The 20,740-nt window shown below is 72.4% G+C and carries 22 protein-coding genes, 1 tRNA gene and 1 other RNA gene; 6 read left to right on the top strand and 18 right to left on the bottom strand.

Going from position 1 to position 20,740, the window contains the following annotated elements; all coding sequences use genetic code 11:
• Positions 1-141: 141 nt before the first annotated feature.
• Both VIB11_RS15185 and VIB11_RS15180 read right to left on the bottom strand, forming a co-directional pair.
• Positions 142-1,233: an aspartate-semialdehyde dehydrogenase gene (locus VIB11_RS15185; protein WP_332032226.1), complete on the bottom strand. Its 1,092-nt coding sequence runs from the start codon at positions 1,231-1,233 to the stop codon at positions 142-144.
• A complete protein-coding gene (locus VIB11_RS15180) occupies positions 1,230-2,498 on the bottom strand; it encodes an aspartate kinase (RefSeq protein ID WP_332032225.1) in 1,269 nt (422 codons plus the stop codon). The genes VIB11_RS15185 and VIB11_RS15180 overlap by 4 nt, the downstream gene beginning before the upstream one ends.
• An 80-nt stretch (positions 2,499-2,578) precedes the next feature.
• On the opposite strand from VIB11_RS15180, the gene VIB11_RS15175 reads away from it, so the two are divergent.
• The gene (locus VIB11_RS15175) at positions 2,579-3,331 is read left to right on the top strand and encodes an ATP-binding cassette domain-containing protein (protein WP_332032222.1); all 753 of its coding nucleotides are present in this window, start codon (positions 2,579-2,581) and stop codon (positions 3,329-3,331) included.
• Between the two features lie 23 nt (positions 3,332-3,354).
• Here the strand turns inward: VIB11_RS15175 and VIB11_RS15170 are convergent, their stop codons facing one another.
• Together VIB11_RS15170 and recR are read right to left on the bottom strand one after the other, a co-directional pair.
• Positions 3,355-3,909 (bottom strand): DUF5063 domain-containing protein, encoded by a 555-nt coding sequence (locus tag VIB11_RS15170; protein WP_332032221.1) that lies wholly within the window; start codon positions 3,907-3,909, stop codon positions 3,355-3,357.
• The gene (gene recR, locus VIB11_RS15165) at positions 3,902-4,501 is read right to left on the bottom strand and encodes a recombination mediator RecR (RefSeq protein ID WP_332032219.1); all 600 of its coding nucleotides are present in this window, start codon (positions 4,499-4,501) and stop codon (positions 3,902-3,904) included. Before recR ends, VIB11_RS15170 begins: the two co-directional genes overlap by 8 nt.
• 129 nt (positions 4,502-4,630) lie before the next feature.
• On the opposite strand from recR, the gene VIB11_RS15160 reads away from it, so the two are divergent.
• A complete protein-coding gene (locus VIB11_RS15160; protein ID WP_332032217.1) occupies positions 4,631-5,002 on the top strand; it encodes a hypothetical protein in 372 nt (123 codons plus the stop codon).
• Positions 5,003-5,051: 49 nt separating this feature from the next.
• On the opposite strand, the gene VIB11_RS15155 is transcribed toward VIB11_RS15160, so the two are convergent.
• From VIB11_RS15155 to ffs, 7 genes are all read right to left on the bottom strand, one after another.
• Positions 5,052-7,379, bottom strand: a complete 2,328-nt coding sequence (locus VIB11_RS15155; RefSeq protein WP_332032215.1) for a DNA polymerase III subunit gamma and tau — start codon at positions 7,377-7,379, stop codon at positions 5,052-5,054.
• 49 nt (positions 7,380-7,428) lie between these two features.
• On the bottom strand, positions 7,429-7,782 hold the full coding sequence (locus VIB11_RS15150; protein WP_332032213.1) for a hypothetical protein: 354 nt from the start codon (positions 7,780-7,782) through the stop codon (positions 7,429-7,431).
• A 15-nt stretch (positions 7,783-7,797) separates the two neighbouring features.
• Positions 7,798-8,229: a hypothetical protein gene (locus VIB11_RS15145; protein WP_332032211.1), complete on the bottom strand. Its 432-nt coding sequence runs from the start codon at positions 8,227-8,229 to the stop codon at positions 7,798-7,800.
• Complete coding sequence (gene sdhB, locus VIB11_RS15140; RefSeq protein ID WP_332032209.1) at positions 8,226-8,969, bottom strand: succinate dehydrogenase iron-sulfur subunit; 744 nt, start codon at positions 8,967-8,969, stop codon at positions 8,226-8,228. The genes VIB11_RS15145 and sdhB overlap by 4 nt, the downstream gene beginning before the upstream one ends.
• 6 nt (positions 8,970-8,975) lie before the next feature.
• Complete coding sequence (gene frdA / locus VIB11_RS15135) at positions 8,976-10,712, bottom strand: fumarate reductase (quinol) flavoprotein subunit (protein ID WP_332032207.1); 1,737 nt, start codon at positions 10,710-10,712, stop codon at positions 8,976-8,978.
• Between the two features lie 6 nt (positions 10,713-10,718).
• On the bottom strand, positions 10,719-10,853 hold the full coding sequence (locus tag VIB11_RS15130) for a hypothetical protein (RefSeq protein WP_332032205.1): 135 nt from the start codon (positions 10,851-10,853) through the stop codon (positions 10,719-10,721).
• A gap of 222 nt (positions 10,854-11,075) precedes the next feature.
• Positions 11,076-11,172: signal recognition particle sRNA small type (ffs, locus tag VIB11_RS15125), an RNA gene on the bottom strand.
• Between the two features lie 86 nt (positions 11,173-11,258).
• Here ffs and VIB11_RS15120 point away from each other — a divergent pair.
• Complete coding sequence (locus VIB11_RS15120; protein WP_332032204.1) at positions 11,259-11,723, top strand: DUF3817 domain-containing protein; 465 nt, start codon at positions 11,259-11,261, stop codon at positions 11,721-11,723.
• A gap of 42 nt (positions 11,724-11,765) precedes the next feature.
• Positions 11,766-11,853: transfer RNA gene (locus tag VIB11_RS15115), tRNA-Ser, on the top strand.
• 190 nt (positions 11,854-12,043) lie between these two features.
• Here VIB11_RS15115 and VIB11_RS15110 read toward each other — a convergent pair.
• On the bottom strand, positions 12,044-13,015 hold the full coding sequence (locus tag VIB11_RS15110) for a BadF/BadG/BcrA/BcrD ATPase family protein (protein WP_332032202.1): 972 nt from the start codon (positions 13,013-13,015) through the stop codon (positions 12,044-12,046).
• A 53-nt stretch (positions 13,016-13,068) separates the two neighbouring features.
• Between VIB11_RS15110 and VIB11_RS15105 the strand changes: the two genes are divergently transcribed.
• Complete coding sequence (locus VIB11_RS15105) at positions 13,069-13,440, top strand: ArsR/SmtB family transcription factor (protein ID WP_414695854.1); 372 nt, start codon at positions 13,069-13,071, stop codon at positions 13,438-13,440.
• Complete coding sequence (locus tag VIB11_RS15100) at positions 13,437-14,084, top strand: SRPBCC family protein (protein WP_332032200.1); 648 nt, start codon at positions 13,437-13,439, stop codon at positions 14,082-14,084. Before VIB11_RS15105 ends, VIB11_RS15100 begins: the two co-directional genes overlap by 4 nt.
• A 29-nt stretch (positions 14,085-14,113) precedes the next feature.
• Here VIB11_RS15100 and VIB11_RS15095 read toward each other — a convergent pair whose 3' ends face one another.
• The 6 genes from VIB11_RS15095 to VIB11_RS15070 all read right to left on the bottom strand — a co-directional run.
• Positions 14,114-15,052, bottom strand: a complete 939-nt coding sequence (locus VIB11_RS15095; protein ID WP_332032199.1) for a carbohydrate ABC transporter permease — start codon at positions 15,050-15,052, stop codon at positions 14,114-14,116.
• Positions 15,049-15,948: a sugar ABC transporter permease gene (locus VIB11_RS15090; protein WP_332032197.1), complete on the bottom strand. Its 900-nt coding sequence runs from the start codon at positions 15,946-15,948 to the stop codon at positions 15,049-15,051. Before VIB11_RS15090 ends, VIB11_RS15095 begins: the two co-directional genes overlap by 4 nt.
• Before the next feature lie 19 nt (positions 15,949-15,967).
• Positions 15,968-17,257: an ABC transporter substrate-binding protein gene (locus VIB11_RS15085; protein ID WP_332032195.1), complete on the bottom strand. Its 1,290-nt coding sequence runs from the start codon at positions 17,255-17,257 to the stop codon at positions 15,968-15,970.
• On the bottom strand, positions 17,254-18,207 hold the full coding sequence (locus tag VIB11_RS15080) for an N-acetylmuramic acid 6-phosphate etherase (protein ID WP_332032193.1): 954 nt from the start codon (positions 18,205-18,207) through the stop codon (positions 17,254-17,256). The genes VIB11_RS15085 and VIB11_RS15080 overlap by 4 nt, the downstream gene beginning before the upstream one ends.
• A gap of 60 nt (positions 18,208-18,267) precedes the next feature.
• Positions 18,268-19,158, bottom strand: coding sequence for a MurR/RpiR family transcriptional regulator (locus VIB11_RS15075; RefSeq protein WP_332032191.1), 891 nt, complete (start codon positions 19,156-19,158; stop codon positions 18,268-18,270).
• Positions 19,159-19,162: 4 nt separating this feature from the next.
• On the bottom strand, positions 19,163-20,740 hold a 1,578-nt coding region (locus tag VIB11_RS15070; RefSeq protein ID WP_332032189.1), incomplete at its 5' end, for a serine hydrolase domain-containing protein.

The following is a 20,740-nucleotide window of genomic DNA, read 5'->3' as shown; positions in this document are numbered from 1 at the left end:
GCGTGACGGTCGCGGAGCGGCGCTGCTCCGACCGTTGGCGGGGCCGCCCGGGCGCGCCCGGGAGGCCCCTCCGGCCCTCACCCTGCCCCGCCAGCGTTCCCTGTCGGGCCACTGCCGGGCAGGGGCGAAGGGCCCTATGGTCTACCCCGCCTCGGGGAGCTGCTCGGTGAGAAGCTCGGCAATCCGCACGGCGTTGAGCGCGCAGCCCTGTCGCAGGTTGTCGGCGCACACGAAGAGCTCCAGCGTGTGTGGCGACCCCGGTGCCTGGCGGACGCGCCCCACGAACGCGGGGTCGGACCCCGCGGCATCGACGGGCGTCGGGAACTCTCGCAGGTCGGGGTCGTCGAGCACCACGACGGACGGCGCCTCCACCAGGGCCTGGCGCGCCTCCTCGACGGTGATGGGGCGGTCAAACGTCGCGTGCACCGCCACGGAGTGCCCGGTGGCGACGGGGACCTGGACGCAGGTGGCCCGCACCGGGAGCGCGGGCGCCCCGAGGATGCGGCGGGCCTCCTCGCGGATCGCCTCCTCGTCGGAGGTCCAGCCGCCGTCGGCCTCGGCGCCCACCCAGGGGATGACGTTCAGCGCGAGGGGCGCGGGGAACGGCGACGCGTCCCCCAGCTTGTCACGCACCGCCATCCGCACGTCGCCGGTCAGGTGTCCCAGCTCGCGGCGGCCAGCGACGACCTCGAGCTCGTCGTGCAGCTGTGCGACGCCGGCCTGCCCCGCACCGGAGGCCGCCTGGTAGGTCGCGACGACGAGGTCGGTGAGCTGCCAGCCGTGGTGCAGCGCGCCGAGCGCGTCGATCATCGTCAGCGTGGCACCGCTGGGGTTGGCGACGATGCCCAGCGGGCGTGTGCGCACCTGCGCCGGGTTGACCTGGGGAGCCACCAGCGGCACCTCGGGGTGGCCCCGGAAGGCCGCACTGTTGTCGACCACGACGGCTCCGCGTTCGGCAGCCACGGGGGCCCACTGCTGCGCGACGCCGTCAGGGACGTCGAAGACCGCGACGTCGACACCGTCGAAGACCTCGGCGTCGAGCTCGCGCACGGCGACGCCCTCGCCCCGGACGAGCAGCTCGCGGCCCGCGGTGCGCGGCGACGCGACCAGCCGGATCTCGCCCCACACGTCCGCCCGCTGGCTCAGGATGCTCAGCACCACCGCCCCGACGGCACCGCTCGCACCCACGAGGGCCAGCGTCGGCCGGTCCTCGCGGGGAACCTCACGAATCACCGCCCAGTGCCTCCATAGACGACGGCCTCGCCCTCGTCGCTGTCGAGACCGAAGGCGGTGTGCACGGCGCGCACGGCCTCGTCGAGCACGTCGACGCGGGTGACGACGGAGATGCGGATCTCCGAGGTGGAGATCATCTCGATGTTCACGCCCGCGTCGGCGAGCGCCTTGAACAGGGTCGCGGACACGCCGGGGTGCGACCGCATCCCCGCGCCGACGAGGGAGAGCTTGCCGATCTGGTCGTCGTACTGCAGGGAGGCGAAGCCGACGTGTTCCTGGATCTTCTTCAGCGCCTGCACGCCGGTCTGGCCGTCGGTCTTCGGCAGGGTGAAGGAGATGTCGGTCAGCCCGGTCTCCAGCGCCGAGACGTTCTGGACGATCATGTCTATGTTGATCGCCGCGTCCGAGCACGCCTGGAAGATCTCGGCCGCCTTGCCGGGGTGGTCGGGGACGCCGACCACGGTGATCTTGGCCTCGCTGCGGTCGTGGGCCACGCCGGCGATGATCGGGGCTTCCACGTCGTCTCCTTCTGTGATGGGGGTGATCCAGGTGCCCTCGCGCTGGGAGAACGAGGACCGGACGTGGATCGGGATGTCGAAGCGGCGGGCGTACTCCACACAGCGCAGGTGCAGGATCTTGGCGCCGGAGGCGGCCAGCTCCAGCATCTCCTCGTTGGTGACGCGTTCGACCATGCGCGCCGACGGCACGATCCGGGGGTCTGCGGTGAAGACACCGTCGACGTCGGTGTAGATCTCGCAGACGTCGGCGCCCAGGGCGGCGGCAAGCGCGACAGCCGTCGTGTCGGAACCACCACGGCCGAGGGTGGTGATCTCCTTGCTGTCCTGGCTCACCCCCTGGAAGCCGGCGACGATGACGATGTGGCCCTCGCCGAGCGCGGTGGTGATGCGGCCCGGCGTGACGTCGATGATGCGGGCCTTGCCGTGCATGGAGTCGGTGATCACGCCGGCCTGCGAGCCGGTGAACGACCGGGCGGTGTGGCCGAGGTTGGCGATCGCCATCGCCACGAGCGCCATCGAGATCCGCTCGCCCGCTGTGAGGAGCATGTCCATCTCGCGGGCCGGGGGCAGCGGGCTGACCTCCTCGGCGAGGTCGAGCAGCTCGTCGGTCGTGTCGCCCATGGCCGAGACGACGACGCACACGTCGTTGCCGTTCTTGCGGGTCTCCACGATCCGCCGGGCGACGCGCTTGATGCTCTCGGCGTCGGCCAGGGACGAACCGCCGTACTTCTGGACGACAAGGCTCAACTGTCTGCTCCGTGGTCGGGAGGGCGGGGGCGGAGCGGCCAGTCTATCGATGGCCCGGACGAGCCCGAGCCCCCTGCCGCATGCCGGACAGCCCCCGGTTCGAGGTATACACGCCGGGCGACGCCGGCGTGTATACCTCGAACCGGGGGCGCAGGGCGTTCGGCAGCGTCCTCACGGTCGATGACATCAGCCTGACGGCCCGCCCCGGCGAGGTGACCGCGCTCGTCGGGCCCAACGGTTCCGGCAAGACGAACCTCCTGCTGATGCCGGCGAGCCTCCTCGTCCCCGACCGCGGCACCATCCGGATCGACGGGCACGACCCGGTCACGCAGCCCGGGCTGGTGCGCGCCCGGATCGGCTGGATGCCCGACGGCTTCGGGACCTGGGACGCGCTCAGGCGGGCCGACTGCCCGACGTTCATCCGCGAGGAGACGGTGGTGCACACGGAGCGCACCTGGTGGATGTTCCCGCTCAACCCGTTCGTGGTCGTCGCTGACGCCGCCCCCTCGGAGGCGCCTCGCCGCGGGCAGACGGACTCCGGCTTCACCCCGATGCGCTGGATCAGCCAAGGGGCCCGGGCCGCGCGGCTCGGCCCGACGAGCACGGTGCGCCAGGAGTGCTGGGTGGACCTGGTTGCCGACGCTCCCCCGCCGGACCCCGCCGGACCCCGTGGCGGAGGCGGCCCGGGACCAGGCGGTGTGGCCCTTCGGCCTGGCCTTCCTGCTGCTGGGCGGGGCCGGCGCCACGGCGGTGGCACACCGGCGGCTGCACACCCCGATCCGCCGGCTGCACACCCCGATCCGCCGGCTGCCCAACGGGCCCGCATCGCGTGAGCCACCGCCGGCTCAGGCCACCGTCAGGGATGGAGGGCGTCGAACTCGGCCTCGGCGACGGTCTCCTCGTCGGCGTCGAGCCGCACGTGGCCCAGCAGCGACAACAGGACCCGCAGGGCCCTGGCCCCGGCATCGCCCCAGGACTGGACGTAGCTGAACTGCCACCACCACAGCGCCTCGGTGCGCCGCCCTGCCCGGTGGTGCCGCAGCCCGTGCGAGAGGGCGGCGGCGATCTCGGCGAGGTCGTTGGACAGCGAGCCGCGGACGACCTCGACGTCGACGAGGGGGTCCACGACGTGGGCGTAGTCGTCGAGGCCCTCGAACAGGTTGGCGATGCCCTGCAGGAGTGGGTCGACGTCGGCGTCCGGGCCGGGGTCGGCCTCGTACCGCTCCGCGGGGACGACGTCCTGGATCGCCCCGAGGCGCGCCCCCATCAGCAGCACCTGCGACAGGGCGAGCAGGGACATCGGCAGGGCGGCGTCGGGCGCCGCGCCGGAGGCCACCTCGGTCATGGTGTCGAGGAACGCCTGCGCCTCCTGGGCCGATTCCTCTGCCAGCACCGTCAGCTCGTCAGACATCAAGAAGTCGTCTCCCTTCGAACGCGCGCCCCAGCGTCACCTCGTCGGCGTACTCGAGGTCGCCGCCGACCGGCAGGCCGGAGGCGAGCCGGGTGACCTTCAGGCCCATCGGCCGCAGGAAGCGCGCGAGGTAGCTGGCCGTCGCCTCGCCCTCGAGGTTGGGGTCGGTGGCGATGATGATCTCGGTGACCTCGCCCGAGGCCAGCCGCGTCATGAGCTCCTTGATCCGCAGGTCGTCCGGCCCGACGCCCTCGATGGGGCTGATGGCTCCACCGAGCACGTGGTAGCGACCCCGGAACTCACGGGTCCGCTCGATCGCGACGACGTCCTTCGGCTCCTCGACCACGCAGATCGAGGTGCCGTCGCGGCGCGGGTCTGCACAGATGCGGCACTGCTCACCCTCGGCCACGTTGCCGCAGGTGGCGCAGAACCGGACCTTCTCCTTGACCTCGACGAGAGCCGAGACGAGTCTGCGCACGTCGGCAGGGTCGGCCTGCAGCAGGTGGAAGGCGATGCGCTGGGCGCTCTTGGGCCCGACGCCGGGCAGCCGGCCGAGCTCGTCGATCAGGTCCTGGACCACGCCCTCGTACACACCCCGAGCCTAAGCCCTCCGTGGGCCCGGGGTGCGCCGGGCGCACGGGCCGTATGCCGTGTGCTCCCCAGGGCGCGCCACGGGACTGGTCCTTTGCATCCGAGGCGCCGCCCTGTTGACTGGTGGGCTGTGACCCTCCTGCACCTCCCCCGGCGCGGCGTCTCGCTCGGCGCGGGCGCCGGCCTCCTGGCCGCGGTGGTTGCGCTGGGCGGCTGCGCGGGTGACCGGCAGGCCGCACCGGACACCCGCCCCCTCGAGCTCACCCTCGACGGGTGTTCCCTGAGTCGCGCGTCGGTGCCGGCTGGCGGCCACTCGATGGCCGTGGTCGGGCAGGGACGCGTGACCGTCAGCGACCCCCGCGGTGAGGTGGTCCTCACGGCCCGCGGCGGTGAGCCGGATCCGTCACGTCTGGAGCTGGCGGCAGGCACGTACACCATGGCGTGCGAGCCGGACGGCGGGCGACTCGCCGAGGCCGAGCTCCGGGTCGGGCCCGCACACTGACCGCGACCTCCACTGCGGCTGGACCCCTGGCCGGCCCTGCCGGCAGGGCTCAGGCCTGCGTCTCGTCGATGACCCGGCCGCCGAGGATGCGCTCGATCACGGGCCGGCCGACCTCGCCGAGGCCCTCGATGTCCTCGTCGTCGGCGCTGGCCGCGCTGTCGTCGGCCACCCGCGCCTGCACTCCCGCCTGCGGGCCCTCGGCCTCGACGGCCTTGCGCGCCCGCTCGAGGCGCGACAGCTGCGAGGTGGGTGCCTCCGCGTCGGCCCCCCCGGGCCCCGCGTGGGCGGGCGCGACCTCGCCCTGGCCGGGCGGCGGCTCACTCGCCCAGGACGGCGCGCTCTCGGGCGAGGCGGGCGCGCTGGCCCATCCCCCGTCGCCCGCCTCCGGCGCCGGAGCCGCACCACCACCGGAACCACGCTGGGACGCCGCCGGCGGTGGCGCAGCCTCATGCTCCGGTGGTCGTGCGACGGTCGCGGCGGCGGGCGCCTGCGCCGGGGCCGGGCCGCCGGAGGGCGCGGATGCGCCCCCCTCGGGGTTGGGCACCCCCTCGACGCGAGCGTCGACGCCGAGCACATCGATCAGGGCCTGCCGGATCAGCTCGGCGTGGGGACCCTGGCGGAACCGCATGAGCAGCGGAGTCGGAGCGATGCCGATCTCGAGTCGGCGGCCGTCGTAGCCGAGGACGTGGGCGTGGTCGGAGACGAGGGTCCAGGTCACCCGCTTGTTCCGCGAGAGCCAGCCGAGCACGTCGGGCCACGCCCGGCGGATGGCCGCGGTGTCGATGGCGCCGGCGCCTCCGGCGGCGGGTGTGGCGGCGGGCCCCCGGGCTGCGGCCGGCGCCGGTGCAGCCGCGGGTTCCGGGACGGCCGAGGGCGAGGACGGTGCGTCAGGCGACGACGGGGCGCCCGGGGAACCCGTGGCCGGTGCAGCCGCCGGCTCCTCGGGGCCGGCTGGGGCGGTCGGCTCCGACGTGGGGGCCGGGACGGGCGTTGGCGCCTCGGCCGGCGTGAGCGCTTCGGCCGGCGTGAGCGCTTCGGCCTGCGTGGGCGTCGCGGCGGCAGGGGCCGCAGCGGGCACGGCAGGGGCCGCAGCGGGCACGGCAGGGGCCGGAGCGGGCACGGCAGGTGCCGGAGCGGGCACGGCAGGTGCCGGAGCGGGCACGGCAGGGACCGGCTGGCCCCCCGCACCACCGGACCGCGCGGCCGTCGGCACGCCACCGACCTCGAGGCGACGCTCGATGCGGTCGAGGCGCGCGGCATACCCACTCTCGCCGGAGGCGGCGGGGAGCAGGACGCGGGCGCAGATCAGCTCGAGCTGCAGGCGCGGCGCGGTGGCTCCGGTCATCTCGGTCAGGCCGGCATTGACGAGGTCGGCGGCGCGGGACAGCGAACCGGGCCCGAAGGCCGCGGCCTGCTGGCGCATCCGCTCGATCTGGTCCTCCGGGTGGCTGCGCAGGACGGACGCGGCGCCGTCGGGCACCGCCGCGACGACGATGAGGTCGCGCAGCCGCTCGAGGAGGTCCTCGACGAAGCGGCGAGGGTCCAGGCCGGTCTCGATGACCCTGTCGATCTGCGTGAACACCCCGGCCGCGTCACCCGCGGCGAACGCGTCGACGATGGCGTCGAGCAGCTCCCCGTCGGTGAAGCCGAGCAGGGCCGCGGCGCTCTCGTAGGTCAGGCCGTCGTCGCCCGACCCTGCGATGAGCTGGTCGAGGACGGAGAGCGAGTCGCGGACGGACCCACCGCCCGCGCGGACGACGAACGAGAGCACTCCCGGCGCGACGGTCACGCCCTCGGAGGCGCAGAGGGTGTCCATGTAGTCCTGCAGGCGCGCGGGCGGGACGAGGCGGAAGGGGTAGTGGTGCGTCCGTGAGCGGATGGTGCCGATGACCTTCTCGGGCTCGGTGGTCGCGAAGACGAACTTCACGTGCTCCGGGGGCTCCTCGACGATCTTGAGGAGGGCGTTGAAGCCCTGTGGCGTCACCATGTGCGCCTCGTCGATGATGTAGATCTTGTAGCGGCTCTGGGCCGGGCCGTAGGACGCCCGCTCACGCAGGTCGCGGGCGTCGTCGACACCGCCGTGGCTCGCGGCGTCGATCTCGATGACGTCGACGCTGCCGGAGCCCCCGCGGGCCAGGGCCACGCACGAGTCGCAGGTGCCGCAGGGCTCCGGGGTGGGCCCCTGCTCGCAGTTGAGGCACCGGGCGAGGATGCGCGCGCTGGTGGTCTTGCCGCAGCCGCGCGGGCCGGAGAACAGGTAGGCGTGGTTGACCCGGCCGGTGCGCAGCGCCTGCATGAGCGGCTCGGTGACGTGCTCCTGCCCGATGACGTCGGCGAAGGTCTCCGGGCGGTAGCGGCGGTACAGGGCGGTGCTCACGACCTGAACCCTAACCGTCCACCGTGACAGTCGGGTATGCCCCGGTGGGTCAACCGGAGCGGGCGGCAACCGCCTGCCAGAGCACCGCCAACGCGGCCGCGGAGCCGAGCACGGCCACGGTGTAGACGCTCGCGTTGACCAGCCGCTGGTGGCGCTTGAGCCTGAGCCCGTCGAAGAGGGTGTAACGGAACCGCTGTGCCCAGTGGAAGAGCGACAGCACGGTCAGGCCGAGGAGGACGACCGCTGCCAGCGGGTGCCCCACGAGCCTCAACAGCGACCCGTGCTCCGGGGTCGCGATCCAGCCGAGCGGCACCGCGAGGGCGAACACGAGGACGAGCACCGGAAGGAGCAGCGCGGAGACGACACCTCCGCCGCTGAACAGCAGCCACAGAACGGGTTCCATCGTTCGCCTGGCCATCTAGCGCGTCACCACCAGCCAGACGACCACCGCGGACGCCACGAGCCAGGCCGCGTACGCGCCTCCGGCGACTGCCGCCGGCGGGACCCGGCGGCCGCGCAGCCGCACGACCATGGCGGCGGGGGTCAGGTTGAACCACGTGACCGCGTGGAGGACCAGGAAGGCCAGGGTGACCACGTTGAGCACCACGACCCAGGGGGTGGCGGCCCAGCCGAGGAACGCGCGGTACTCGGGCTCGCCCTGGGCGAGGGCACGGACCAGCAGCAGCACGAAGACCACGGACCAGGCGACGAAGACCGCGCTGAGCTCGCGGAGCACGAAGAAGGCATAGCTGCGGCGCCGGATCCACCAGAAGGTGCTCACGGGCGCTCGATAGGTACGGGGGCCGGGGCCGTGCCCGCCGTGGGCCGCCGGGTCGGGTGCCCGTGTCACCGCGGCCCCCGCGGGAGGACGAAGGACGTGAGGGACCGCAGGGCCGCGGTGAGCTTGTACCGCTGGATCGCCCCCGCCGGGTCGACGCCCTTGGGGCAGGCGCGGGTGCACTCGCCGACGAAGGTGCAGCCCCAGATCCCCTCGGGGTGGATCAGCAGGTCGAGCCGCACGTCCGCACCCTCGTCGCGGGAGTCGAGGTTGTACCGCTGCGCCAGGGCGAGGGCCGCCGGTCCCACGAACTCGGGGTCGAGGCCGTAGACCGGGCAGGCCGAGTAGCAGAGCATGCAGTTGATGCACATGCTGAACTGCGAGTAGTCCTCCATCTGCTCCGGGGTCTGCAGGTACTCGCCCTCGGAGACCGGCTTCTCGTCGTCACGCACGATCCACGGGCTGACCTGCGGCAGCTTGCGCATGAAGTCGCCGATGTCGACGACGAGGTCCCGGATCACCGGGAAGTTGGCCAAGGGCTCGACGCGCACCGGCCCGGGCGCGTAGTCGACGAGGAAGGTGGCGCAGGTCAGGCGCGGCTCGCCGTTGACCGTCATGCCGCAGCTGCCGCAGATCCCCATCCGGCACGACCACCGGTAGGAGAGGCTCCCGTCCAGGTGGTCCTTGACGTGGTTCAAGCCGTCGAGGACGGCCCAGTCCTTCCGCAGCGGGACATCGAACTCCTCCATCGTCGGGACCGTCTCGCGGTCCGGGCGGTAGCGCGCCACCTGCAGCGTGATGGTGTCAGCCATGAGCGGTCACCTCCCGTAGACCCTCTCCCCCGGCGGCCACCGCGTGAGGGCGACGGGGAGGTAGTCGACCCGGTGCGCTCCCTCGGTGCCGCGGTGGACCAGCGAGTGGGCGAGGAAGCGGTCGTCGTCCCGCGCCGGGAAGTCGAGGCGCTGGTGCGCACCTCGGGACTCCTCCCGCCGCAGCGCGCAGCTGATGATGGCCTCGGCCACGTCGAGCATGTTCGACAGCTCGAGGGCGGCGACGACCTGGGTGTTGAACTCGCGGTGGTGGTCGTCGATGGCGAGGGAGGTCGACCGCCCCTGGAGCTCACGAAGGGCGTCGGCGCCCTTGGTCAGGAACGCCTCGGTACGGAAGATGCCGGCACTCTCCTCCATGACCTCCTGCATGGCCGTCCGCACGTCCGCGATGGACTCGCGCCCGTCGGTCCGGTCGCGCAGCCCGCCCTCCAGCCGGCGCTCCTCGTCGCGCGCCTGCGCGGCCGCCGCCGCACCCGGCCCACGCGCCCCCGCGGCATACCTCGCCGCCGCACGGCCCGCTCGGGCACCGAAGACCAGGCACTCCGGGAGGGAGTTGGACCCCAGGCGGTTGGCGCCGTTGATGCTCACGCAGGCGACCTCGCCGGCGGCGTACAGACCCTCCACGGGCGTCGCACCCTCGATGTCGGTGTGGACCCCGCCCATCATGTAGTGCACCACTGGTCGCACTGGCACGAGCTCGCGGACCGGGTCGATGTTCTCGTACCGCAGGCACAGCTCCCTGACGAACGGCAGCCGGGTGTCGATCAGCTCCGCCCCGAGGTGGCGCAGGTCGAGGTGGACGACCGGGCCGTACTCGGTGTCGATCGTGCGGCCCTTCTCCTGCTCGTGCACGAAGGCCTGGGAGAGGCGGTCGCGCGGCCCGAGCTCCATGCTGCGCAGCACCGGCCTCGGGTCGGGCGTGCCCAGGTCGTAGTCCTGCAGGTAGCGGTAGCCGTCCTTGTTGAGCAGCCAGCCCCCCTCGGCGCGGGCGGCCTCGGTGATGAGGATGCCGGTGAAGGGCAGCCCCGTCGGGTGGTACTGGACGAACTCCATGTCCTTCAGCGGCGCCCCGGCCCGCCAGGCCAGGGCCATGCCGTCACCGGTGCTGATGTTGGCGTTCGTGGTGAAGGGGAAGACGCGGCCGCAGCCGCCGCCCGCGAGGATGACCGCCTTGGCGGTGATCGACGCGATGCGCCCGGAGGCCAGGTCGATAGCCACGACGCCCTGCGCCCTGCCGTCGTCGACGAGCAGCCGGGTCACGAACCACTCGTCGTAGCGCGCCACGTCGCGGTACTTCAGCGAGGTCTGGAACAGCGTGTGCAGCATGTGGAAGCCGGTCTTGTCGGCGGCGTACCAGGTGCGCTTCCTCCTCATGCCGCCAAACGCTCGGACGGCGATGTGCCCGTCCCGCTGCCGACTCCAGGGGCAGCCCCAGTGCTCCAGCTGCAGCAGCTCCCGCGGGGCCTCCTCCACGAAGACCTCGACCGCGTCCTGGTCGCAGAGCCAGTCGCTGCCCGACACGGTGTCGTAGGCGTGCTCGTCGAGGCTGTCGTCGCCAGCGATCGCGCCTGCCGCGCCGCCCTCGGCGGAGACGCTGTGGCTGCGCATCGGGTAGACCTTGGACACCACGGCGACCCGCAGTCCGGGTTCGACCTCGGCGATGGCGATGGCCGCCCGCAGGCCCGCGAGACCGCCACCAACGATGAGGACGTCGTGGTCGCTCATCGGGCCTCACTCGCCGCGGAGCTCTTCGTCGACCAGGACCCTCCCGTTGTGGTGGGTCACTCGAAGGCGCGTGCTCCCGTCGTGGAAGTCGTCCCGGAAGTCCTGGCACCCACAGCCGTAGTGGACGTGCTCGACGCTCATGCCCGCGTCATCGTGGTCGCTGTAGCGCGTCCCGTCGACGACCCGCCCGCAGGGAGCCGTCCCACCGGTGAAACTCGTCCTGGTCGCCACCGCCCACCGCCCTTCGACGACCTGCCACCAGCATGCTCCCGACAGGCTCGTGACGGGAAGGGGCGAAGGGTCATCTGCGACCGCACGCCGCGCTCCGGAACGGGGCCGCGTGCGCTCCCGGGCCAGTACGGGAAAGGGGACACCCCGCGTACCTGGAAGAGCTCACCTGCCCTTGCTGCATTCCTGCCCTGGGGGAGTTCAGTGAGGTACCACCACGCGGGGTGCCGGGGCCAGTCTAGACGGGGCGCGGCCGGCACGGCCAAATCCGGCTGTGACAATGGGTCCATCCCCTGAAGCCGTCCTCCGTGGAGAGCCATGTCACCCCGATCCCTGTTCCGCCGCGTCGCCCTGGCCGAGGCCGTCACGTGGGCCCTGCTCCTGGTCGGCATGGCGCTGAAGTACCTCACGCACACGACGGAGCTCGGCGTGAAGGTGTTCGGCATGGCGCACGGGGTCGTCTTCATCGCGTACTGCCTGACCACCGTCTTCGTCGCGGTCAACCAGCGGTGGACGGGGCGGGCCACCCTGGCAGGCCTCGCCTCGGCGGTCCCGCCGTTCTGCACCGTCGTCTTCGACAAGGGCGCGGAGCGGCGCGGCATGCTCGAAGGTGGCTGGCGCCTCGCGCCCGGAAGCGGCGAGCGGCCTCACGGCCTCGCCGAGCGCGCCCAGTCCTGGATGCTCCACCGACCGGGTCTCGCCGTGGCGCTGGCGCTGGTCGCGGTGGTCGCGCTGACCGGGCTGGCCCTGCTCGTCGGGCCGCCCGTCCCCGCCCAGAGCTGAGCGATTTCAGCGCCGGCCCCTGTCTCGGGTAGCCTCCTCCGCGGAGGATTCGCATAGTGGCCTAGTGCGCACGATTGGAAATCGTGTTGGGATAAAACCCTCGGGGGTTCAAATCCCCCATCCTCCGCCACCGAAGGACCCCGCGGCACCAGCTGCGGGGTCCTTCGCCGTGAGACCCAGCACCACCGCACCATCCCCCATCCGCCCACGCGCAGCGTGGGACCCAGCTCCACCGCACCATCCCCATCCGCCCACGCGGAGCGTGGGACCCGCGCCACCGAAGGACCCCGCGGCACCAGCTGCGGGGCCCTTCGCCCTTCTCAGGCGCAGAGCAGGTATGCCGGGTGCTCCGGCACCGACCCCACCTCGGCGAGGTGCCGGGCCAGGAGCAGCGCGCCGTCCAGCGACCCACCCAGGGCCGGGGAGAGCGCGCGGTCGTGCTCCGCGAGCCGGGCGCGCAGCGCGCCGTGGACCGGCTCGGCACCGACCAGACCGCCCGTCGCCACCAGCGCCGGGGCGGGGAGCCCCTCCGCGGCGGCGAGCAGCGAGTCCGCCAGTGCCGCGCCGGCGGTCGCGCAGAGCGCGGAGGCCGCGGCGTCGCCGTCGCCGTCGCCGGAACCCGTTCCCCCGGCAGCCGCCGTCACGACGGGTGCGAACGACGCCAGCAGGTGCGGCGCGTCGGGGCTCGTCATCACCAGCCGGGGCCAGCCGTCGACCGGGCCGAACCGCTCCTGCCCGGAGGCCAGCAGGGTCGCCGAGCCGCCGGGAAGGCCGTCGCGGTGCCGCAGCCCGGCGGCGAGCCCCTCCAGCCCGAGCCGAGCGGCGGAGCCCCAGTCGCCGAGGACGTGGCCCCAGCCGTCGACGCGGTTCCAGTGGTCTCCGAAGTCGCTGCCGAACGCCACCGCACCGGTCCCGGCCGCGACGACGGCGCCGGGACGCAGCCCGCCGACCGCGCCGACCAGGTTGGTCACGGCGTCGCTGGCGACGACGGTCCGCGTGGCCCCGAGCGCCTCGCGCACCTGGCGCAGCACCGCGTGGCGGTCGGCGAGGAACAGCAACCCGCGCATCCCCCAGACGACCACCTGGGGGGCGCTCACCCCCGCCCCCGCGAGGAGCCTCCGCGCATCCTGCGCCAGCGCTGCCACGTCGATCCCGTCGGCGCCGACCCGCACGCCGGGCGCGGTGAGCACAGGACCCGGCCCACCGGCATACCCGCACTGCAGCCTCAGGCCGGAGCCCCCGACGTCGACACCCACGATGACCGCCACGGGGCGTGACTCGACCACGTTCACCCCGCCATCGCAACCTCCTATAAGTGTTGACTTATTTAAGTCAGGGATGAAACATGGAGACCGTGCACGCGTTCGACGTCCTCGGCGACCCCGTCCGTCGGCGGATCCTGGAGGAGCTCGCCGCCGGCGAGCGCACCTCGGGGAGCCTGTGTGCGGTGATCGGCGCCGAGTTCGGGATCTCCCAGCCTGCCGTCTCCCAACACCTGAAGGTGTTGCGGGACAACGGTTTCGCGACCGTGCGCGCCGAGGGCTCCCGGCGGCTGTATGCCGTCGACACCGGCCCGCTGCAGGAGGTCGACGCCTGGGTCGAGCAGTTCCGGGGCTTCTGGACCCAGCGCCTCGACGCCCTCGGAACCGAGCTCGCCCGCGGCCGGCACCGAGGCACCCGACGACGTCCGACCCCACCCGACAGGAGCACCCGATGATCGACGTCCCAGCCCAGATCAACGCCGTCGCCCGCAGCGTGGGCAGCCGCACCCTCGAGGGAGGCGATGCCAAGACCGTGATCGTCCGCCAGACCTACGACGCCACCATCGACGACGTCTGGGACGCGTGCACCAGCGCCGACCGGATCGCCCGCTGGTTCCTGCCGGTGAGCGGTGACCTGCGCCTCGGCGGGCGCTACCAGATCGAGGGCAACGCGAGCGGCGAGGTGCTCGCGTGCGACCCACCCCGCCACCTCTCGATCACCTGGGAGTACGGCGGGGACACCACGTGGGTGGACCTGCGGCTCACGCCCGCGGAGGACGGCCAGACGACCGTCGAGCTCCAGCACGCGGCCCACGTCGACGTCGAGCGGTGGGGAGAGTACGGCCCCGGCGCGGTCGGGATCGGCTGGGACATGACGCTGCTCGGCCTGGCCCAGTACCTCCAGCCCGGCGGCGAGGTGTTCGGTCCCGAGGAGGGCGCGCTGTGGGCCGCGTCGGACGAGGGCCGCGACTTCATGACCCGCAGCGGGGAGGCGTGGCACGACGCCGACGTCGCATCGGGCGCCGATGCCGCGTCGGCGCGTGCCTCCGCGGACCGCACCATCGCCGCCTACACGGGGCAGCCGCCGGCCGGGGAGTGAAGGCGGGGCCGCTGGAGCGGGCGGCCCGGCTACTTGGTCATCCCGGCCGTCAGACCGGCCACGATCTGCTTCGTCGCGAGGAGGAACAGCAGGATCAGCGGCACCGTCGTGATGACCAGCCCCGCGAACACCGCCGAGTAGTTCGTGGCGTTCTCCCCGAAGAAGGTCGTCAGGCCGACCGGGAGGGTGTACTTCGCCTCGTCGCGCAGCAGCACCAGCGGGAAGAGGAAGTCGTTCCAGATCGGCACGAACCGGAAGACCGCCACGGTCGCCAGGGCGGGTCGCACCAGCGGAACCATGATCAGAGCGAAGGTCTGCCAGGGGGTCGCACCGTCGAGCTGGGCCGCCTCCTCGAGCTCCTCGGGCAGCTGCCGGAAGAACGTCGTGAGGACGAACACCGAGAAGGGCACCCCAGACGCGCCGTACATCAGGACCAGGCCCAGCCGGCTGTCGATGAGCCCCGCGCCGTCGAAGAGGTAGAAGATCGGCAGGATCGCCAGGTGGATCGGCAGCATCAGGCCTGAGAGGAACAGCGACTCCAGCCAGCGGAAGACCCGCGAGCGGGCCCGGGCCAGGGCGTATGCCGCCATGGTCGCCACCGCCGTCGAGAGCGCCACGGCGCCGCACGTCACCAGCAGCGAGTTGACGAAGTAGGACGCGAAGTTCCCGACCGTCCACGCCTCGCGGTAGCTCTCGAACGACAGCGGCCAGGGCGCGCCGAGCGGGTCGGTGATGAGGTCGGCGTTGGTGCGGAACGAGCTCGAGACCATCAGGAGCAGCGGCACCAGTGCGACGGCGGCATACCCCCACAGCAGCAGGCTCGCGGTCACCCCACCCACCGGGCGCTGGGTCTGCCGGGGCCGCCCCCGGCGCCGGGGCTCGCCGGGCTGCGTGCGGGCGTCGAGGTCGCCCTGGTCGGTGTCGGGCAGGGCGCGGCCCGTGCCGATGCCGGCGGGAAGGACGCTCATCCCGTGATCGCCCTCTCGTGGCGGCGGAGCACGGCAGTGGCGGCGATCGCACCGCCGAAGATGAGGACGAAGAGCAGGGTCGCGAGGGCCGATGACGTGCCGATCGCATCGGTGGCGCCCGAGTCGAACGCGGTCCGGTAGAAGAGCAGCGAGATGAAGTCGGTGGCACCCGCGGGGTTGCCGGTCGACCCGCCGAACGCGTACGGCAGGGCGAAGGCCTCCATCGCGAAGATGAAGGTCAGCACGCTGACGGTGCCGATGGCCGGGACCAGCAGCGGGAGGATGATCCGGAAGAACGTCTGGCGGTGGCTGGCGCCGTCGACGCGCGCGGCTTCCGAGAGCTCCTCGGGGACGCCGCCGAGGGCCGCGCCGTAGAGCAGCACCGGGAAGCCGATCCACTGCCAGACGCTGACCAGGATCACCACCCACAGAGCCGTGTCGGGGTCACCCAGCCAGGGCAGGGCCCATGACTCGAGACCGATCCGGGTGAGGAGCTGGTTCACCGGCCCGAAGGTCGGGGACAGCAGCAGGGTCCACAGGTAGCCGATCACGATCGGGCTCACGAGGTACGGCATGGCGTACAGCGTCTGCAACGCCCGGCGCGTGCGCGGCCTCCGGTGCAGGAGCACCGCCACGGTGAGGCCGATGGTGTTCTGGAAGGCCATGGTCCCGAGGAAGAACAGCAGGTTGTGACCCAGCGCCCGGGGCAGGTCCGTGGTGAACGGTGCCCGGGTGAACAAGGTGGTGAAGTGCTGCAGGCCTGCGAAGCCCCCGCGCGTCGTGCCCTGCCAGTCGAAGAAGGCGTAGGAGAACGCCGTCAGCATCGGGTAGAGGACGAACACCCCGAAGAGCGCGAGCGCGGGGGCGACAAAGAGCAAGCCGGTTCGACGCCGCATCGTGAAGACGTTACCCGGCTCAGGCGCCGGGCTTGAACCAGGTCTTGACGCCGGTGTCGAGCTCCTTGCTGACCGTGGCCGCGTCCTTCTTGCCGAGCAGCATCTCCTGGACGCCCTTGCCGAGAAGCTCGGTGCCGGACGGGCTGCCGTACCGGAAGTCGGTGAGCAGCAGGTACGGCGAGCCGTTCTTGTCGTAGCTGCCGCTGATCTGCTTGAGCAGCTCGTCCTTGTACTCCACGCCCGGGACGGCGGAGATCTGCTTGATCTCGTCGGCCACCATCTGGCCGAACTCCTTCGTGGACATCCACTTCACGAGCTCGAGCGCCTCGGCCTGGTTCTTCGACTTGGACGAGACACCGAAGTTGCCGTCAGCCCAGCCGGCGGTGGTGGCCTGCGAGCCCTCGGGCGAGCCCGGGGCGGGCGGCACCTCCAGGACGCCGATCTTCATCTCGGGGTTGGCCTTCTGCAGGGTGGCCAGGTCGTAGGAGCCACCGGGGAACATCGCGGCCTTGCCGGAGGAGAAGAGCGTCTGCGCATCGGTGACCGCAACGCCCGTGACGCTCTTGGGCATGTACGCCTTGAGGTCGCCCACGACCTTGACGGACGCGACCCAGTCAGGGTCCGTGAAGTCCTTCTCACCGGTGGTCACGGCCTCGTGGAAGGCCTTGCCCCCGAACCGCGGCGCAGCCAGGACCTCGTGCACGATCGGCAGCGTCCAGTCGTCCTTGGCGCCGACCGCGATCGGGGTGATGCCTGCCGCGGCCAGCTTCTTGTTGGCGGCCATGAACTCGTCCCACGTGGTCGGGACGCTCAGGCCGTTCTTCTCGAAGAGGTCCTTGTTGTAGAACATCACCGTCGCCTGGCGGGCGAACGGCACGGAGTAGACCTTGCCGTCCTCCTTGCCCTTGGCGCTGGCGAGGACGGTCTCGTCCCAGCCGGAGAGGTCGACCTTGCCGTCGAGCGGCACCAGGGAGCCCGAGGCGACGGTCGTCTGGAGCTGGCCGTAGGAGCGCACCTGCGGCACGTCCGGGCCGTCCGAGCCGGCGAGGCCGGTGGCCAGGATCTTGTTGTACTCGGTCGCCTTGAACGGCTTGAAGTTGACCGTGATGCCCTCGTGGGACTTCTCGTAGACGTCGAAGATCTTGTTGTAGGCCGCCTCGTCCTCGACCCGCCAGGACCACACCGTCAGCGTCTTCGAGCCGCCCTCGCCCTCGGAGGAGCCACCGCTCGACGGGGCGCAGGCCGTGAGGGCCAGGGCGCTTCCGAGGGTGGCCATGGCTGCGAGCTTCCAGGTCGTGCGGACGGTCATGCGAGTTCTCCTGTCGGGACGGGGGTCACAGTGGTGGGGTCGTCATGGGTCTGGAGGGCGGCGAGCGCGTGCGCGACCGAACCATGGTGGGCCTCGAGCGCGGCGCGGGCCGCGGCCGCACCGACGCCGGCCAGCATCGAGAGCAGGGCGGGCTTGAGCTCGCCCCCGGCGTCCTCGAGCGCGGTGCGCGCCTGGTCCTCGTCGGCGCCGCTGGCCTCCTGCAGGATGCGCAGCACCCGGCCCCGCAGCTTGGCGTTGGTGGCGACGACGTCGACCATCAGGTTGGACCACGTCCGCCCCAGCTTGATCATGACCGCGGTCGAGAAACCGTTGAGCACCAGCTTCTGGGCGGTCCCGGCCTTCAGCCGGGTCGAGCCCGTCACGGCCTCGGGGCCGGTGTCGACCGCCAGCAGGTGGTCGGCCAGCACCGCCAGCTCGGCCTCCGGGTTGGCGGTGATGAGCGCCGTCACCGCGCCACGCTCGCGAGCCGCGGCGAGCGCCCCGCCGACGAAGGGCGTGCGCCCCGAGGCGGTCAGTCCGATGGCGATGTCGCCCTGGTGGAGCGCGGCAGCCTCCGTGCGCCCCAGCTCGACGTCGTCCTCGACGTTCTCCACGGCCCGCAGGAGCGCCGCGGACCCGCCCGCGTGGTGTGCCGTGACGAGGCCGGGCGGGGCGTTGAAGGTCGGGAGCAGCTCGGCGGCGTCCAGCACGGCCAGCCGGCCGGAGGTGCCCGCGCCGAAGTAGTGCACGACGCCCCCGGCGCGGATCGCGGCCACCGTGGCGTCGACGAGAGCGGCGAGCGAGGGCAGAACGGTGGCCACCGCGGGTGCGACCTTGGCGTCCTCCGCGTTGAGCGTCGCCAGCACCTCCAGGGTCGACAGCGTGTCGATCCCGGTGGTCCCGGGGTGCCGATCCTCGGTGGGCGCACTCACGCTGACATCGCTGCTCACACGGTCGAGGTTAGTTTCCTACTCGCTCAGAGTCAATGATGTGAATCAATCACAAGAAGGTCACGAGACGCGGTGGCTCGACACGGCGTCCCGGGTCTCCTCGACGGCCTTGCGTGCCCGGCGGAGGTTGCGCTGCGCCACCGCGATGTACAGGCAGTCGACGACGGTCAGGGCGGCGATGCGGCTCGCCGTCGCGCCGGAGCGCAGGCTGGTCTCACGGGCGGCCGTGGTCAACACCAGGTCGGCGGTCGACGCCAGCCGGGACAGCGGGAAGTTGGTGATCGCGATGGTCGTCGCCCCGCGCCGGCGAGCCGCCTCGAGAGCCTCGATCGTCTCCTTGGTGGTGCCGGAGTGGGAGATGCCGATCGCGACGTCCTTGCGCGCCAGCAGGGTCGCGCTCGTCAGGGCGATGTGGGGGTCGTTCCAGGCGAACGCCATGGCGCCGATGCGGTGCAGCTTCTGCTGGAGGTCGATCCCCACGATCGCGCTGGCGCCGATGCCGTAGATGTCGACGCGCTTGGCCCCGGCGATGGCCGACGCCGCGTCGGTCAGGGCCTGGCGGTCGAGCTGCTGGGCCGTCTCCTCGACGGCGCTGGCGTCGGCGAAGGACACCTTGGCGATGATGTCGTCGATGCTGTCCTTGGCGCTGATGTCGGTCGTCTTCGCCGCGCTGACCCGGGGCTGGGCCGACTCCTCGGCGAGGGCGAGCCGCAGCTGGGGGTAACCCGGCAGGCCAAGGCGCTTGCAGAAGCGCAGCACGGTGGTCTCGGAGGTCTGCGCCGCGGCGGCCAGCTCGCTGATGGTCAGGGCGGCTGCGGCACGCGCGTCGGCGAGCACCTGCTCGGCCACGCGGTCCTCGGCAGGCGAGAGCGAGGGACGCAGGCCCCGGAGACGGACGAGCAGGGGTGCGGGTGCCACGGCAGGAGTGGCAGGGCTTTCAGCGCGGGGCATGGGCCTACGCTACGTCCTCGCGACCGACGGGCGCCCAGCCTTCGGCCGAGAACACCCCGGGCGTCTTCTCCCCGTCGAGGATGACACCTCCGGGGCCCCTGACGAGCACGCCGTCGACGAGGACCCCGCGTCCCTGGTAGGCCCCGTCGGTGGTGTACCTCCACCGCAGCAGCTGCTCGCCCTCACCCAGGTCCGCACGGGCCTGCACCCACCGGCGGGACCCGCTGCCGGACACCGTGCCCTCCGTCTCCCTGGTCTCGCCGCGGTCGCGCAGGACCAGCGGGACGCCCTGCCAGCTCTCGCCCCCGTCACGCGAGACCTCGACGGTGAGCAGGTCGGTCTCCTCGGTGTCGAGGAACAGGTCGAACGCCAGTCGCGCTCCCCCGCGGGGCACCGGCACCGGCGCGGTCAGCGTCGCCGTCGCCGCGTCGCGGCCGCCGGCGAACCACGCGGTGTCACCCTTCCGCGGCCGCACCCCCATGGCCATGGCCAGCCCCCGGGCCCACTCCCGCCGGGCGGCGTTGTTGCTGCCCCACGACCGGGACGGGTGCACCCGGTTGGTCAGCAGGATCGCGAAGGAGTGCGACGCGAAGTCGATGACCATCGACGTGCCGGTGTAGCCGGTGTGGCCGGCCGTCCGCGGCCCCGACAACGCGTCCATGTACCAGCGCTGGTCCAGCTCGAACCCCAGGCCGTGGTCATCGCCCGGGAAGTCCTCGGTGAAGTTGGTGATGAGCAGGGCGACGCTCTTGCGGCTGAGGATGCGGGCGCCGTCGTAGGTGCCGCCGTTGAGCAGCGCCTGGCAGAGCACGGCGAGGTCGTCGGCGGTCGAGAACACCCCGGCGTGCCCGGCGACCCCGCCGAGCGACCAGGCGTTCTCGTCGTGCACCTCACCCCGGACCATGCCCCGGGCCGGCGTCGACTGGTACTCGGTCGCCGCGGTGCGCGTGCGGTCGGCCGGGTTGTAGCCGGTGTCGTCCATGCCGAGCGGCGCGGTGACCCGATCGCGCACCACCTCGTCGAGCCCCTGGCCGGTCAGCCGCTCGACGAGCACGCCGAGGGTGATGAGGTTGAGGTCGCTGTACAGGTAGGTGGACCCCACCGGGTTCTTCAGCGGCGCGTCCATGACGGCCCGGATGCGCGAGGCCTTGTCGGGGTAGCGGCTGTAGAGCGGCAGCCACGACGTGAAGCCGGAGGTGTGCGTCAGCAGGTGCCGCACCGTCACCGACTCCTTGCCGTTCGCCGCGAACTCGGGCAGGTATGCCGCCACCGGCGCCTCGAGCTCGACGGTCCCGTCCTCGATGAGCTGCACCGCGGCGATCGAGGTGAACAGCTTCGAGACCGACGCGAGGTCGAAGATGGTGTCCTCGCGCATGGGCACCCACTGGTCGCGCGGCAGCTCGGTCGTCGCGTCCTCGTAGCGAAGGGCGAAACCGCTGGCGTCGCGGGCCACGACGGCACCGTCGTGGCCCATGAGCGCCACGGCGCCGGCATACATCGGGTGCCCACCCTCGGGCGCCTGCTCGTGCCCACGGACCTGTGCCACGGCGTCCTCGATGGGCGCCGGGTCGAGGCCCACCGC

The sequence above is a fragment of the Pedococcus sp. genome (genome assembly GCF_036554925.1).
GTDB lineage: Bacteria > Actinomycetota > Actinomycetes > Actinomycetales > Dermatophilaceae > Pedococcus_A.
This window is presented reverse-complemented; position numbering and strand designations above follow the sequence as displayed.

What these genes read in the sequence shown, in the direction of transcription:
- sdhB (WP_332032209.1), bottom strand. Translation starts at nt 8,969, where the DNA reads ATGGCTGACACCATCACGCTGCAGGTGGCGCGCTACCGCCCGGACCGC.
- VIB11_RS15105 (WP_414695854.1), top strand. Translation starts at nt 13,069, where the DNA reads ATGGAGACCGTGCACGCGTTCGACGTCCTCGGCGACCCCGTCCGTCGG.
- VIB11_RS15130 (WP_332032205.1), bottom strand. Translation starts at nt 10,853, where the DNA reads ATGAGCGTCGAGCACGTCCACTACGGCTGTGGGTGCCAGGACTTCCGG.
- VIB11_RS15170 (WP_332032221.1), bottom strand. Translation starts at nt 3,909, where the DNA reads ATGTCTGACGAGCTGACGGTGCTGGCAGAGGAATCGGCCCAGGAGGCG.
- frdA (WP_332032207.1), bottom strand. Translation starts at nt 10,712, where the DNA reads ATGAGCGACCACGACGTCCTCATCGTTGGTGGCGGTCTCGCGGGCCTG.
- VIB11_RS15090 (WP_332032197.1), bottom strand. Translation starts at nt 15,948, where the DNA reads ATGCGGCGTCGAACCGGCTTGCTCTTTGTCGCCCCCGCGCTCGCGCTC.
- VIB11_RS15120 (WP_332032204.1), top strand. Translation starts at nt 11,259, where the DNA reads ATGTCACCCCGATCCCTGTTCCGCCGCGTCGCCCTGGCCGAGGCCGTC.
- VIB11_RS15175 (WP_332032222.1), top strand. Translation starts at nt 2,579, where the DNA reads ATGCCGGACAGCCCCCGGTTCGAGGTATACACGCCGGGCGACGCCGGC.
- VIB11_RS15075 (WP_332032191.1), bottom strand. Translation starts at nt 19,158, where the DNA reads ATGCCCCGCGCTGAAAGCCCTGCCACTCCTGCCGTGGCACCCGCACCC.
- VIB11_RS15150 (WP_332032213.1), bottom strand. Translation starts at nt 7,782, where the DNA reads ATGGAACCCGTTCTGTGGCTGCTGTTCAGCGGCGGAGGTGTCGTCTCC.
- VIB11_RS15085 (WP_332032195.1), bottom strand. Translation starts at nt 17,257, where the DNA reads ATGACCGTCCGCACGACCTGGAAGCTCGCAGCCATGGCCACCCTCGGA.
- VIB11_RS15095 (WP_332032199.1), bottom strand. Translation starts at nt 15,052, where the DNA reads ATGAGCGTCCTTCCCGCCGGCATCGGCACGGGCCGCGCCCTGCCCGAC.
- VIB11_RS15100 (WP_332032200.1), top strand. Translation starts at nt 13,437, where the DNA reads ATGATCGACGTCCCAGCCCAGATCAACGCCGTCGCCCGCAGCGTGGGC.